11 protein-coding genes are annotated in these 12,253 nt (G+C 61.1%); 3 read left to right on the top strand and 8 right to left on the bottom strand.

Features of this window, described 5'->3' with window-relative positions; genetic code table 11:
- The first annotated feature begins 32 nt into the window (after positions 1-32).
- The gene (locus tag DSM110093_RS05660; protein WP_243267078.1) at positions 33-959 is read left to right on the top strand and encodes a glutaminase; all 927 of its coding nucleotides are present in this window, start codon (positions 33-35) and stop codon (positions 957-959) included.
- Positions 960-961: 2 nt separating this feature from the next.
- On the opposite strand, the gene mraY is transcribed toward DSM110093_RS05660, so the two are convergent.
- The 7 genes from mraY to mraZ are packed head-to-tail and all read right to left on the bottom strand — an operon-like array spanning position 962 to position 8,655.
- Positions 962-2,044 (bottom strand): phospho-N-acetylmuramoyl-pentapeptide-transferase, encoded by a 1,083-nt coding sequence (mraY, locus tag DSM110093_RS05655; protein ID WP_243267077.1) that lies wholly within the window; start codon positions 2,042-2,044, stop codon positions 962-964.
- Positions 2,045-2,083: 39 nt separating this feature from the next.
- Positions 2,084-3,517: a UDP-N-acetylmuramoyl-tripeptide--D-alanyl-D-alanine ligase gene (murF, locus tag DSM110093_RS05650; RefSeq protein ID WP_243267076.1), complete on the bottom strand. Its 1,434-nt coding sequence runs from the start codon at positions 3,515-3,517 to the stop codon at positions 2,084-2,086.
- Positions 3,514-4,995 carry a UDP-N-acetylmuramoyl-L-alanyl-D-glutamate--2,6-diaminopimelate ligase gene (locus DSM110093_RS05645; protein ID WP_243267075.1) on the bottom strand — a complete coding sequence of 494 codons (1,482 nt, stop codon included), beginning with the start codon at positions 4,993-4,995 and terminating at the stop codon, positions 3,514-3,516. The genes murF and DSM110093_RS05645 overlap by 4 nt, the downstream gene beginning before the upstream one ends.
- 12 nt (positions 4,996-5,007) lie before the next feature.
- The gene (locus tag DSM110093_RS05640) at positions 5,008-6,795 is read right to left on the bottom strand and encodes a penicillin-binding protein 2 (protein ID WP_243267074.1); all 1,788 of its coding nucleotides are present in this window, start codon (positions 6,793-6,795) and stop codon (positions 5,008-5,010) included.
- Positions 6,792-7,172 (bottom strand): hypothetical protein, encoded by a 381-nt coding sequence (locus tag DSM110093_RS05635; protein WP_007119414.1) that lies wholly within the window; start codon positions 7,170-7,172, stop codon positions 6,792-6,794. Before DSM110093_RS05635 ends, DSM110093_RS05640 begins: the two co-directional genes overlap by 4 nt.
- Positions 7,173-7,175: 3 nt before the next feature.
- A complete protein-coding gene (gene rsmH / locus DSM110093_RS05630) occupies positions 7,176-8,159 on the bottom strand; it encodes a 16S rRNA (cytosine(1402)-N(4))-methyltransferase RsmH (protein ID WP_243267073.1) in 984 nt (327 codons plus the stop codon).
- A 4-nt stretch (positions 8,160-8,163) separates the two neighbouring features.
- Entirely contained in the window at positions 8,164-8,655 is a 492-nt protein-coding gene (gene mraZ, locus DSM110093_RS05625; RefSeq protein WP_243267072.1) for a division/cell wall cluster transcriptional repressor MraZ, read from the bottom strand.
- An 810-nt stretch (positions 8,656-9,465) separates the two neighbouring features.
- Here mraZ and DSM110093_RS05620 point away from each other — a divergent pair.
- Complete coding sequence (locus DSM110093_RS05620) at positions 9,466-10,239, top strand: hypothetical protein (protein ID WP_243267071.1); 774 nt, start codon at positions 9,466-9,468, stop codon at positions 10,237-10,239.
- A gap of 19 nt (positions 10,240-10,258) precedes the next feature.
- Here the strand turns inward: DSM110093_RS05620 and DSM110093_RS05615 are convergent, their stop codons facing one another.
- Positions 10,259-11,323: an Mrp/NBP35 family ATP-binding protein gene (locus DSM110093_RS05615; RefSeq protein WP_243267070.1), complete on the bottom strand. Its 1,065-nt coding sequence runs from the start codon at positions 11,321-11,323 to the stop codon at positions 10,259-10,261.
- 599 nt (positions 11,324-11,922) lie between these two features.
- Between DSM110093_RS05615 and DSM110093_RS05610 the strand changes: the two genes are divergently transcribed.
- Entirely contained in the window at positions 11,923-12,135 is a 213-nt protein-coding gene (locus DSM110093_RS05610; protein WP_093926643.1) for a DUF1127 domain-containing protein, read from the top strand.
- The last annotated feature ends 118 nt before the right edge of the window (positions 12,136-12,253 follow it).

Raw genomic sequence — 12,253 nt, 5'->3', positions numbered from 1 at the left:
ATGCGCCTATCACAAGCCAGAGGCCGCCATAGATGTCCAGCCCCGCCAAACCAGACCTTGCCGATGTGTTGCCGCGTCTCAATGACATGATGCGCGAAGACGACCATTGGGGGGATGTGGCGGCCTATATTCCGCAACTAGCGACAGTGGACCCGGCTCAGTTCGGCATCGCGGTGGTGACGGCGGATGGCCAGTGCCATGTGGCGGGCGATACGCAGGTGCCCTTTTCGGTACAATCCATTACCAAAGTGTTCACGCTCGCCATCGCCCTTGGCCGGTCCGGCGACCAACTGTGGCACCGTGTGGGGCGCGAGCCTTCGGGGCGGGCGTTCAACTCCATCGTACAGCTTGAGCAGGAACAGGGCCGCCCGCGCAATCCGTTCATCAACGCGGGCGCGATTGTTACCACTGACGAGGTGCTGGGCAACCGTGAGCCGCGCGAAGCACTGGCCGAGATCATGCGCTTCGTGCGTGAAGCTGCGGGCACGGATGATATTCACATCAATGACACCGTTGCCGCGTCAGAGACCGACTTCGGCCACCGGAACTTTGCGCTGGCCCATTTCCTGAAATCCTATGGCAACCTCAACAACGCGCCGGAGCGGACGCTTGGCACCTATTTCCACCACTGCGCGATGGAGATGACGGTGCAGCAGCTTGCCATGGCGGGGCGTTTCCTGATCGAAGCGCCCGACGTGCCGCGCTTGGTCGCGCCAAGCCGCATCAGACGGCTGAACGCGCTGATGCTGACCTGTGGGCATTACGATGGGTCGGGAGATTTCGCCTACCGCGTGGGCCTGCCGGGCAAATCCGGCGTAGGTGGCGGCATCCTCGCCATCGTGCCGGGGCGGGCCAGCATCGCGGTCTGGTCACCGGGGCTGAACCGTTATGGCAACAGCCAAAAGGGCACCGAAGCACTGGCCCTTTTGGCACGTCACATGGATTGGTCGATCTTCTAGGCTTAGCGGACCTTGAGCGTCGCCAGACCCAACAGGGCGAGGATCAGCGAGATGATCCAGAAGCGGATCACGATCTGCGGCTCGGCCCAGCCCTTTTTCTCGTAATGGTGGTGGATCGGTGCCATCAGGAACACCCGCTTGCCGGTGCGCTTGAAGTAGAGCACCTGCACAATGACCGAGAGCGCCTCGACCACGAAGAGACCGCCGACGACCGCCAGCACCAACTCGTGTTTCGTTGCAACTGCAATCGCCCCCAAAGCGCCGCCGAGCGCCAATGAGCCGGTGTCCCCCATGAAGACCGCGGCGGGCGGCGCGTTGTACCACAAAAAGCCCAAGCCACCGCCAAAGAGCCCAGCCGTGAAGATCAGGATTTCCCCCGTTCCCGGCACATAATGCACGTCGAGATAGTCGGTGAAGTCGACCCGGCCCACGGCATAGGCGATGACGCCAAGCGCTCCGGCGGCGATCATCACCGGCATGATCGCCAAGCCGTCAAGCCCGTCGGTCAGGTTCACCGCATTGGCTGATCCGACGATCACGATAATTGCGAATGGCACAAACAGAATGCCAAGGTTGACCAGCGTATCTTTGAACACCGGCAACGCCAGTTGGTACTGCAACTCTGCCGGGTGATACTGCGCGGCCCAATAGCCCGCGATGCCCGCGATCAGAAAGCCCAGCAAAAGCCGCACCTTGCCCGGCACACCGTCGGTGTTCTGTTTGCTGACCTTGGCATGGTCGTCTGCGTAACCGATGGCGGCAAAGCTCATGGTTACAAACAGCACGAGCCAGATATACGGATTGTCGAGCCGCGCCCAAAGCAGGGTCGAGGTGAGCAACGCGCCCACGATCAACAGCCCGCCCATGGTGGGCGTGCCCGCTTTGGCGAAATGCCCTTCGGGGCCGTCATCCCGAATGGGCTGGCCCTTGCCCTGCCGCTTGCGCAGCACTTCGATCAGCGGCTTGCCGAAGAGAAAACCGAAGATCAACGCCGTCAAAAACGCCCCGCCTGCGCGGAAGGTGATATAGCGAAACAGGTTAAAAAAATCGCCGCCATCAGACAGCAGCGTCAACCAATAGAGCATATATCGCGTCCTAACTCATCATGTGGGGTGAATCGCCAATCAGGCGGTCGGGACCGGATGGCCCATTTTGCGGATGGCGTCAACAATACCGCCCAGCTTCATCGAAAGCGACCCTTTGATCAGCACGACATCGCCGGAATCAAGACGACTGCGGAGACCTTGCAACATCTCTTCGGAGGTCTCTGTCCAATCGCCACGCTGGTGTTCGGGCAGGTTGTCGTAAAAGGCTTTCATCAGCGGGCCGACGCAATGCACCACGTCGAGCGCGCGGGTGGCCTCAAGATCGGCCAGACCGGCGTGCAGCGCCACGGCCTCGGGGCCGAGTTCTTTCATGTCGCCGACAAAGGCAATCCGCCGCCCCTTGCTGACGCGGCCGATGTCATGTGTCACTTCCGAGGCCGCCAGCACTTCAAGTGCTGCGGCCATGGAGGTCGGGTTGGCGTTATAGCTGTCGTCGATCAGTTCCAGCGCCAAATGGGTATCGACGGTATCCAGCAAAATGCGTTCGCGCACCCCGCGCCCAGCATAGGGCGACCAGCGGCCCAGCGATTGCACCGCCAGCGCCCGATCCGCGCCAAGCGCTTCGGCCACCGCCAGCGCGCCAAGCCCGTTCATCGCAAAATGCCGCCCCGGTGTGGCGATCTTGAAGATCAGCGGCGCGCCTTCGACCTCGGCTTGGGCCACGGTGGCATCGCCCTGCACTTTGACCTCGCCCAGCTTGTAGTGGTGGCCCGCTTGGCCAAAGGTGGTTTCGCGCAGGCCCCGTTCCAGTGCCTTGTCGAGCACGATATCGCTATGTTCATGGTCGGCGTTAATCACCGCCACGCCGCCTGGTTCCATGCCATCAAAAATGCTGGCCTTTTCCACCGCGATGGCGGCGACATCCTTGAAGGCTTCGAGGTGGACGGCAGCGACATTCGTGACCATCGCCGCATCGGGCCGCGCCTGTTCGGCGAGGGGTGCAATCTCTCCGGGGTGGTTCATGCCAATTTCGATCACCGCGTAATCGGTATCGCGCGGCATCCGTGCCAGCGTCAGCGGCACGCCCCAGTGGTTATTGTAGCTGTCGACGCTGGCATGCGCCCGGCCCTGATCGCCGAAGATCGCCAGCAGCATTTCCTTGGTCGAGGTTTTGCCGACGCTGCCCGTCACCGCCGCGACCTTGGCCTGCGGACCCAGACGCGCACGCCCTGCCCGGCCCAACGCCTCAAGCGCGGTCTGTACGTCTTCGACGATCAGCAGCGGCGCATCCTCGGCGACGCCTTCGGGCAGATGGGTCACAAGCGCGGCAGCCGCCCCTTTGTCGAGCGCTTGGGCCACGAACTCATGCCCGTCCCGCGCGGCTTTGAGGGCCACGAAGAGATCGCCGGGCTGCAAGGTCCGCGTGTCGATCGACACACCGTTGCAGGCCCAATCACCCTGCGCGCGGCCCCCCGTGGCTTCCGCCGCTTCTGTCGCTGTCCAAAGGCTCATGCCAATCTCCCGTCCAGTGCCGCCACGGCCACGCTGGCCTGTTCTACATCGTCAAAGGGCAGCACGTCGTCACCAACAATCTGCCCGGTTTCATGGCCTTTGCCCGCGATGAGCAGCGCGTCGCCCGGCTCCAAAGCATCGACGCCGCGCAGGATTGCCTCGGCGCGGTCGCCGACCTCCATCGCATCGGGCGCGCCGTCCAGTACAGCGGCGCGGATGCTGGCCGGGTCTTCGCTGCGCGGGTTGTCGTCAGTCACGATGACCATATCCGCATTTTCTGCCGCTGCCTGCCCCATCAAGGGGCGCTTGGCCCGGTCCCGGTCCCCACCCGCGCCGACGATGGCAACGAGCCGTCCCATCACATGCGGGCGCATGGCCGCGAGGGCAGTGGCCACGGCATCGGGCGTATGGGCGTAATCGACAAAAACCGCCGCGCCATTGTCGCGCGTGGCGGCAAGCTGCATCCGGCCTCGGACAGTGGTGAGATGCGGCAGCGTGTCGAAAACCTCTTGCGCATCAGCACCGCAGGCGATCACCAACCCGGCCGCCAGCAGCACGTTGTCGCCCTGAAAACCGCCGATCAGGTTGAGCCGTTTTTGGTAGGTCTTGCCGCGCCATGTGAAGCGCAGGTCTTGTCCGGTTGCGTCGAAACGCTGACCTTGCAAATGCAGATCGCCCCCGTCCCGGCCCACGGTGATGACTTCACAGCCCCGCGCGCGGGCGATGGCAGCGATGTCGACGCCTTTTTCATCGTCGGTGTTCACCACCGCCGTGCCGTCTTCGGGCAAAACGCGGCCGAAAAGCGCAGCTTTGGCGGCGAAATAGGCCTCGAATGTTTCGTGATAATCAAGGTGGTCTTGGGTGAAGTTGGTGAACCCCGCCGCCTTGAGCGTAACCCCGTCCAAACGGCGCTGGTCAAGCCCGTGGCTCGACGCCTCCATCGCGGCATGGGTAATGCCGTTCTGTGCGGCCTCGGCCAGCGTGCGGTGCAGGGTGATCGGCTCGGGCGTGGTATGCGCCAGCGGGGCGGCCCATGCGCCCTCGACCCCGGTGGTGCCAAGGTTCACGGCAGGCAATCCCATCTCAACCCAAATCTGGCGCACAAAGGTCGAGACCGAGGTTTTTCCGTTGGTGCCCGTCACGGCGATCATCGTGGCGGGCTGGCCACCGAACCACAGCGCCGCCGTCCGCGCCAGCGCCTCGCGCGGGGAGTCGGAAACCACCAGCGCCGCGTCAGAGCCCGACAGTTCCTCGGCGGCGATCTTGGCCCCTGCTGCGTCGGTCAGCACCGCCGCCGCGCCCATCCGGAGAGCGTATTGAATAAATTCTGCCCCATGCACGCGGCTGCCCGGCATGGCGGCGAAGAGCGTGCCCTCGCGCACCTCGCGGCTGTCGACCGCGATCCCGGTGATCATGGGGTTGGCCCCCGCCCGCGCGGTCAGCCCGAGAGAGGAAAGGGGTACGGCCCGGTCGGTCATAGAGATGTCTTTTCAGTTGCTGCTGGTCAGCGTTAGCACAGCGTTGTTCACCGGTTCAACAGCGGGGCGCAGGCCCAGCAATGGCGCGATGCGGCGGACCATCTCGGCGGCCACGGGCACGGCTGTCCAACCCGCCGTGCGGCGTGGTTTCGGGCCAGAGGTTTCGACCGGTTCATCCAGCGTGACGATCAACACATATTTGGGATCATTGATCGGGAAAATGCTGGCGAAAGTGTTGATCACCTTGTCGTCGTAATAGCCACCAGTAGGCTTGGGCTTGTCCGCCGTGCCGGTTTTGCCTGCGATCTGATAGCCGGGCACTTCGGCAAAGCTGGCCGTGCCATCGGTCACCACCTTGCGCAGCATATTGCGGGCCTGTGCTGCGGTCGCTTCCGACATGACGCGGGGGCCGAGTTGGGGGGCGGATTGTTTCAGCAGCGTGGGCTTCACCACGCGCCCGCCATTGGCGATGGCTGCATAGCCCGCGGCAAGGTGCATCGGCGTGCTCGACAACCCGTGACCATAGGAGATCGTGACGCTCGACAATTCGGTCCAGCGGCTCGGCAACAGCGGCTTCCCGCCTGAAGCTTCGACGATCTCGAAGGGGGTAGGTTCAAAGAAACCAAGGCTTTTGAGGAACTCTTGCTGCCGCTCGATCCCGATTTCCAGCGCCATGCGGCCTGTGCCCCGGTTCGAGGAATGCACGATAATGTCCGCGACGCTCAGCTTGCCGTAGTTCTTGTTGCGGAATTCACCGATGCGGAAACCGCCGACCTTCATCGGGCCGGAGGTGTCGATGATCGTGTCGGCGTTGAACAGGCCCAACTCCACCGCCTGAGCTGCCGCGAAGATCTTGAAGGTCGAGCCGAGCTCGTAAACCCCCTGCACCGACCGGTTGAACAGCGGGCTGTCGGAGGCATCGCCTTGGGTCAGCGGACGGGGGCGGTTGTTGGGGTCGAAATCAGGCAGCGACGCGACAGAGATCACTTCGCCAGTGTGCACATCCATTAGAATGCTGGTGGCGCCTTTGGCGTTCATCAGCTTCATGCCGCCGTAGAGCACCCGCTCAGATGCCGCTTGCACGGTCAGGTCAAGCGACAACTCCAGCGGTTTCGCGCCATTGGCCGGATCGCGCAGGTAATCGTCGAAATATTTCTCGGCCCCCGCGACGCCGATCACCTCGGCGGCGTGGACGCCTTCCTTGCCATAGCTCGCCCCGCCGAGCACATGTGCGGCCAGCGAGCCGTTGGGATAGAGGCGCATGTCGCGCGGTGCAAACAAAAGGCCCGGATCGCCGATATCATGCACGGCCTGCATCTGCTCTGGGCTGATTTTCTTTTTGATCCACAGAAACTTACGCTTGCCCGTGAAGTCCTTTATCAGACGCTCTTCCTTGAGGTCAGGAAAGACTTTGACCAGCTTCTTCGCTGCCGCTTCGGGGTCGATCATGTGACGCGGCTGCGCGTAGAGTGCGTGAGTCTCAAAATTGGTGGCCAGAAGGTTGCCGTTGCGGTCGGTGATGTCGGCGCGGGAGGCCGAAATGACAGCCCCCGGTGCATGGCCACGCGGCTCTGACGGCTCTGACATCGCCAGCAGACCCATGCGCCCGCCGATCACGGTGAAGGCACAGAGGAAACAGACACCCAGCACCAAAAGCCGCCCCTCGGCGCGCATACGGGCTTTGTCGCGCATCTGCTCATGGCGGATGCGCTTGTTCTCACGCTCGATCGCGTCGGGGTTTTCGCCCTTTTCGCGGGCATCAAGAATGCGGGCCAGTGGGCGAAGCGGGGTGCGGATCATTCAAAGTCCTCCTCGGACTCATCCGCGCCAGTGAGCGCGTCGTAATTCATGGTCGAGACATCGACCGGATCGGTGATCGGCAGCATCGGCGCGGGTGGATAGGTAACCTGATCGACCTGCCCGAACTGGCCGGGATGCAGTGGCAACAGACCAAGACGGTCAAAGTTCAGATCAGCCAGATCGCGCAGACGGTCGGGGCGGTTCTGAAATGCCCATTCGGCACGCAAAACGGCCAGCCGGGCATGGGCAGCACGAATATTGGCGTGCAGACGGTCGGCATCACTTAGCGCCTGCTGGGTCGCGTAATTCTCGCGGTACGCCCAGAAGGCTAGCCCGACCACGGCAATGGTGGTGAGGATATACATCACCGTACGCATCTCTCAGATCCCCCTGACCATCGGCATGCCGATGGATTTCGCATCAATTTCGCCACTGGGCGCATCGGTGCGCGTGGCCACCCGCAGTTTGGCCGAACGGCTGCGCGGGTTTTCGTCCAATTCCTGCGCGTCGGGACCAATCGCCTTGCGGGATTTCAGTGTGAACTGCGGCGGTGCCTGCTCTAGCGCGGGGGCGAAACGGTTGGCATTGCCCCCGGCCCCTGCCCGCGCGGTGAGGAAGCGTTTGACCATGCGGTCCTCGACCGAATGAAAGGTCACCACGGCCAGTTTTCCGCCCGGCTTCAGCGCGCGTTCAGCGGCCATAAGACCCTGAAACAGCTCGCCATATTCGTTGTTCACCGCGATGCGCAGCGCTTGGAAGCTGCGCGTGGCGGGATGGCTCTGGCCGGGCTTGGAACGTGGCAGACAGCCTTCGACAAGTTTGGCCAATTCCAATGTGGTGGTAATCGGCGCGTCTTCTCGGGCACGAACAATCGACTTGGCGATCCGGCGCGAGGCGCGTTCTTCGCCATATTGAAACAGAATGTTGGCGATGATCTCTTCTTCGGCCTCATTGACCAGATCCGCCGCCGAGGGGCCGTCTTGGCTCATCCGCATGTCGAGCGGGCCGTCCTTCATAAAGGAGAACCCACGCTCGGCCTGATCAAGCTGCATCGAAGAAACGCCGAGATCCAGCACCACCCCATCAAGGTCTTGGGCATATTCATCCATGCGCGAGAAGACGCCCTGCTGCATGGTGATGCGGTCGCCGTATTCGCCCGCCCATTCCGCTGCCATCTCGAACGCCAGCGGGTCACGGTCCACCGCGATCACACGCGCGGCGCCGGCTTCTAGAAAACCACGGGTATAGCCGCCGGCACCAAAGGTCCCGTCAAGCCAGACCCCTTCCACGGGCGCTACGGCGTTTAGAATAGGACGCAGCAGAACGGGTGTGTGAGGGGCGGAAGGGTTAGAGGCAGCAACCATTCCGTTAGACCTCCATGTCACCATCAAGGAACGAGAGCGGATCGACATCATCCGGCAGCTCTTGCTGCCATGCTTCTTCCTCGGTCTCGTAGGTTTCGGGCTTCCAAATCTGGAAGGTGTCACCGGCAGCGATAAAGAACGCCTCGCCGTTGAGTTCGATCTTGTTGCGCAGTTTGGCGGGCAGCACCAAACGACCTGTCTCATCTACCGTGGTCGGGAAAGACTGGCCGTGAAACAGACGCTGAAGCGCCTTACGCTGCATGGAGCCACGCGGCATGCGGTCGATCTTGGCGTCGACCTCTTCGATGGCTTCCATAGTGTAGCATTCAAGGTAGTTGCGGCGCTGGTCGCCATAGACAATGACCAGCTCAGGGTTGTCGCCGCTTTTCCAGTTCGGATCGCCAGCCTCCAACACACGCCGAAAAGAGGCTGGGATAGACACCCGCCCCTTCGTATCGACCTTGTGTTGGCTCTCGCCTCTGAACCTGCGGCTCACGTTCTGTCCCTGCCTCTTGCGCCTTTGCGCTTAATTCGTTGTCCGCCCTGATCCGAAAATCGCTGCCTGGAAATGGAAACGGCGGGTTGATCTGCTGCCACTGATCAACCCGCCGCCCACGTCCCGCAGCTTGGCGGGGAAGTCCGACTGCGCGCGCCACCTGGGGGGATGTCTGCTCGCTCACGCGCCGGATCTCTTTGGTCTGATGAAAGCGAGGTGCCTGTATGAAACCTGCTAGGTTTTGTTTTATTTTGGGGTCGTTTGCTGCCCCGTGTCCCGTTCTCATCCGATGAACAAGGGATGCCATGGGAATTGATGGGCGTCTACAATTTTTTTGAAAATCGGCGCAATATTTTGTTTTGCACAGGGTGTGGGAACAACATCTGGTATAACTTTTTGAGCGGAAAATGGCTCAATTAGGTGAGATACAAGCTAGCAGCACAAGATATTGTTGCCACCTTGACGCCGGCATAATGTCCCACGGTTTCCCACTGAATTTTGCACACACAGTTATCCACAGGGCGTGTTCGTTGCCTGTTCTGAAACTTTCGTCAGGATCGCTGGATCAGTCGACAAAATCAACGCCCATTCCCGCGCCTGCGAATCGGCAACTCGCGCCAGCAGGCCATGGCTGGCCCATCATTTCCCAGACTTCCCATGTATTCCCGCAACATTTCCCATGTTGTCCCGCCTACCCACGCTTTCCCAGCCGAACCTCCCAGATCGCGTAGCTGCATCTTGTTCTTTCGCCACGCCCGCGCCATGTAGTGCCGCAAAGCCATGTAGTGCCGCAAATCGGAGGAGTGCATCATGATCCAAGCCACAGCTCTTTTTACGCACGCGCTGAATATGTTGTTTCACGCGCCAGCCACGACACTGCGGGTAATCTTGCCAGCAGTTTTCTGGGTCATGGGGGCGGCAGCCGTGGCAGGCGTGCTGGCAAGTGATGCATTGGGCGCGATGGATCAAGTGATAGACCGCGCCGCCCCGCCACCAACGGATCAGCTGCTAATTCTGATCGCCTGCGGCCTTGCGGGCATCTTGGGCTATGCGCTGATGGCTGTGCTTTGGCATCGCCATGTCCTGCTTGACCGTGACGCCACAGGGGCAGAGGTACGCCCCGGCACACGGCTGTTTTGGAGCTACGTTTGGCGCGCCATCGTGTTGGGTTTTGTGCAGTTCCTTGCCGCGATCCCCATCGGGATTGCCATGCTGTTGGTTGGCGGCCTCACCGGGTCGAGCCCGGCAGCACTGCTGCTGATCGGGCTGGTCGCGGGGGTGGCGTTTTTGTGGTTGGCGCTGCGGCTCAGCCTTGTGCTGCCCGCAGCGGCCATGGGTCACGTCATGGCAGTACGCGAAAGCTGGCGCGCGACCGAACCACTATCGGGCACGCTATGGGCGCTGGCCGTACTGCTGGCTGTGGTGAACACACTATTAGGGGTTATCGCGGGCATGCTGCTGCCCGCCGACCCCGGTGTGCGCCTGATGCTGGATTCAGCGCTCTATCTTATAGAGGGGCTTGTCTTCGTCTCGATGCTGACAACGCTATATGGCCATCTGATCGAAGGGCGCGAGCTGGGCTAAGCCGCCCGCGCCCCTCTATTCACGCCATACCGCCGTCGATCAGCCCACGCGCGATGCGGGCATAAGCATCGGCCATGGCCCCCTCGCCTGCGGCAACTGGCGTGCCACTATCCCCCGCAAGACGGGTCTCCAGATCAATTGGCAGGCTGCCCAGCAGCGGCACCCCCATCTTATCGGCCTCTGCTGCCACGCCACCGTGACCAAATATCTCATGCTGCGATCCGCAGTCGGGGCAGACGAACATCGACATATTCTCAATCAACCCCAGAACGGGTGTTTTCAGCGTGGCAAACATATCCAACGCTTTGCGTGCGTCGATCAGCGCCACGTCCTGCGGCGTACTGACGACAATTGCACCCGAAAGCTCAGATTTGGTGCAAAGCGTAAGCTGCACATCCCCCGTACCGGGCGGAAGATCGACAAGCAGCACATCAAGCTCGCCCCACTCCACCTGACCTAGCATCTGCTGCAACGCGCCCATCAACATCGGCCCGCGCCAAACCACGGCCTTGCCTTCTTCTAGCATAAAGCCGATCGACATCATTGTGACGCCATGCGCCTGAAGCGGGATGATCGTTTTACCGTCAGGGCTGGCGGGGCGCTTATTCACCCCCATCATGCGCGGCTGGCTGGGACCATAGATATCAGCGTCCAACAACCCCACCTTACGGCCCGCCCGCGCCAGCGCCACAGCGAGATTCGAGCTGACAGTGGACTTCCCCACACCGCCCTTACCTGAACCGATAGCCAAGATGCGCTTCACACCGCTGGGCTTCATCGGCCCGTCTTGTGGCTTTGGATGCCCCCCGACCTTGAGACTAGGCGCTTTGGGCGCAGGGCCATGGGCGGTAAGTGCGACCGAAACATCGCCAACTCCGGGCAAGTCGCGCACCACCTGCTCTGCCGCGTCTCGCAGTGGCGCCATCTGGCGGGCCACGTCAGCATTGGGCGCCTCGATGACGAATCGCACTTTTTCGCCATCAATCACCAATGCACGGATTAAATCATGGGATAGCAGGCTCTTTCCGTCAGGCAGTTGCACCCGCTCCAGCGCCGCTTCGACTTCTGCTTTGGTCACAGACATGCGCAAATTCTCCTCTATTAGGCCTCCTGAAATGGCAGGTTCTACGCCAAGCGCAAGGGGATGGCCTGTTTCGCATAAGGAACAGGCGCAATGCCCAAGAATTACGCAGGCATACCATGTTTTTGCTGCATAGCAGCATTGCAAAAAGAAATATTGTGCAAGCGCAGCAATTAGCGCTAACTTAGGTTCATAGGCAGGGCCAAGCGCCCAGCTTTCGGAAAGACCAGACACATTCATCCTCCTCCCGAATGTGTCTGATTTTGAGAAGACTTAGATGCGTCCATCCTCCTCCCGGATGTAGCTGAGTTTGGAAAGACCAGACGTATCCATCCTCCTCCCGGATGTGTCTGTAATTGGCGGCGACATCTACCTCCTCCCAGATGTCGCCGCTCTTTCCCTCCCCCCCTTCAGATGACAGTTTTGTGACAGCGCGCAAAATTGGTCCGCTGATGAAGTCGTTTCAATTCAATATCTTATGGATATTTTCACCTATGCGATTTCTGCATAGCGGCATTGCCCTTATGCCAGTTGTGCAAATGCAGAAAGAGCGTAAATAGCACGCAACGAGATGATTAACCGATGAAAAAAGAGGCGCCGAAATGGCTTACATGAACACAACAACCGCAAACACAACTTCCGTATTCGCCCGTATCGGCGGCGCATTCGAAGGTCTTGCAACCCGCTACAAACAGCATCGCCTGTACCGTGAAACTTTCGACGGCCTGAGCGCGTTGAGCAACCGCGAACTGGCAGACCTTGGTCTGAGCCGTTCCGAACTGCGCCGCGTCGCATGGGAATCTTCCCGCGGCTGAGCCGAGATAGAGATCGGACGTCAGAACCCCTCCCTGTTCTGCCGTCTGAAAGCCGGGGTGCGCGTCACTTTCCTCCTCCCTGATGAGGCGGACCCCGCAAGGAGACCCGAAGCCGACC

The organism is Sulfitobacter sp. DSM 110093 (genome assembly GCF_022788715.1).
Classification (GTDB): domain Bacteria; phylum Pseudomonadota; class Alphaproteobacteria; order Rhodobacterales; family Rhodobacteraceae; genus Sulfitobacter.
This window is presented reverse-complemented; position numbering and strand designations above follow the sequence as displayed.